2 protein-coding genes are annotated in these 1,482 nt (G+C 79.3%); both read right to left on the bottom strand.

What is annotated here, in order from left to right:
- A partial coding sequence (locus MNZ39_RS24010; RefSeq protein WP_242341599.1) for a UvrD-helicase domain-containing protein occupies positions 1 to 478 on the bottom strand: 478 nt, incomplete at its 3' end.
- Positions 475 to 1,482: PD-(D/E)XK nuclease family protein (locus MNZ39_RS24005; RefSeq protein WP_242341598.1), on the bottom strand; the 1,008-nt coding region annotated here is incomplete at its 5' end. The genes MNZ39_RS24005 and MNZ39_RS24010, both read right to left, overlap by 4 nt.

Here is a 1,482-nt window from a genome sequence, read left to right as displayed (position 1 = left end):
CGTCCAGCGCGGCGATGGTGGCCGCGCGGGCGGCGCCCGCGAGCCAGGAGGACGCGCGGTCCTCGTCGGCGATCGAGAACTCCGGGTCGAGGCCGGCTTCGGGCGCGTGCTCCCGCAGGAGCCTCCCGCAGAACCCGTGGATCGTTCCGGCCGGGAGCCGGTCGAGCCCGTGGAGCCGCTCCTGCCACGCCTGCGCGTCCGCGGAGCCCGCGCCGCTCGCGGACGCCGCGCGCGCGCGCTCCGCCACCGCGCCGCGCAGCCGCTGCGAGAGCTCCTCGGCCGCTTTCTCCGTGAAGGTGATCGCGGCGATCTCGGCGGGCGCGCAGGGCGTCCCGAGCGCCTCGCCCGAGAGGAGGCGCGCGCACAGCTCGACGAGCGCGGTGGTCTTCCCGGAGCCCGCGCCCGCCGACACGGCGGTCGGCGCCTCGAGCCGGAAGAGCGCCGTCGCCGCCGGGCCGAACACGATGGGGCCGCTCACGAGCCACCCCCCGCGTCGTCCGGCTCGCCCGCGCTGCCTTCGGCGCGGCACACCGCGCCGTACGGGCAGCCCTCGCAGGTCCGCGGCGCGATGGGGAACTCGCCCGCCCGGATCCGCCGCACGACCTCGACCACGCCCGCCGCGAAGCCGCGCGGGCCCGCCCCGCCGGCGCCCTCCGTACCGGCTCGCTCCGCGCCCTCCGGGGCGGAGAGCGAGAGGACCGGATCCGCAGCGTCCGTGGCGAACGGCTCCGTGCGCGCCGCCTTCCGGAGGAGCGCGTAGGCGGCCTCGAGGTGCTCGCGGCCGGGCAGGTCGCGCGCCGCGGCGGCGAGGTACGCCGGCACCTGGAAGCTCGTGACGCCCATCGCCTCCGGGTCGAGCAGCTCGGCGTAGGCCGTCGCGTGGCGCGCGTTCTTGTAGTCGACGACGAGGAGCCGGTCGCCGGACGCGTCGACGCGGTCGATCCGCCCCTGCAGCAGCACGGTCTCTGCGCCGGCGCGCACCTCGAGCGGCGGCCGCTCCGACCTCCCGCCGAAGCGGTGCTCGAGGAGCGCCGGGACGAGCCCGTCGTGATCGCGCGCCTCCGCCAGCACCACGCGCGCGAGGCGCGCGAGCACCGCCTCGCGGCGCGCCGACCAGACCGCCGGATCGCCGGTCCTGCCCTCCGCCTCGAAGCGCGCGAACACCGACTCCGCCACGGCGTGCGCCTCGGCCACGTCGGCCGCGTCCCCGGCGGGCGGCCACGCCCGGCGCGCGAGCCTCGCCTCGACGAACCGCTCGAGCGCCGCGTGCAGCAGGCTCCCCTCGTCGCGCGGTTCCTGGTCGAGGTCGCCGGTCGCCGGGTCCGGCAGGCGGGCCCCGAGCTGGAGGAACAGGCGGAACGGGCACCGCGCGTACGTCTCGAGCTGCGTGGGCGACCACTCGGCGGGGAGCGCGGCGCGCAGGGCGCCCGCGAGCGGCCCGCCGACCGCCCCCGCGTGCGGCGCCGGCCGCCGCGCGCGGAG

The sequence above is a fragment of the Anaeromyxobacter sp. SG66 genome (genome assembly GCF_022690805.1).
Taxonomy (GTDB): Bacteria; Myxococcota; Myxococcia; order Myxococcales; family Anaeromyxobacteraceae; genus Anaeromyxobacter; species Anaeromyxobacter soli.
This window is presented reverse-complemented; position numbering and strand designations above follow the sequence as displayed.